Consider the following 341-nt stretch of genomic DNA (forward strand, 5'->3'; position numbering starts at 1 on the left):
ACTACAAAAAATGTATAGTTAAAGATGATTTGTTGGTAGGCGCAGTTTTAATGGGTGATAAAAATGAATTTGCAGAGTTTAAAACACTTATTGAAAGTAAAATTGAAATGTCTGAAAAGCGTAATACATTGCTTAGAGGCGCTTCAAACAACAAACCCGTAATAGGTAAATTAATATGCTCTTGCAGTCAGGTTGGTGCAGGTAATGTAGAAGAAGCTATAGCTAAAGGGTGTACTGATTTTACAGAGCTTTGTAAACAAACCGGTGCTGGTTTAGGTTGTGGTAGTTGTAAAACAGAAGTTAGAGATATACTTCATAAATCTAAGGTGTTAAAATGAGTA

General features: G+C 33.7%; 1 protein-coding gene. It reads left to right on the forward strand.

The window, feature by feature from the left end:
- The coding region (locus FUA24_RS17115; protein WP_148544314.1) for a (2Fe-2S)-binding protein at positions 1 to 338 on the forward strand (338 nt) is incomplete at its 5' end.
- Between the last annotated feature and the right edge of the window lie 3 nt (positions 339 to 341).

Source organism: Seonamhaeicola marinus (genome assembly GCF_008085455.1).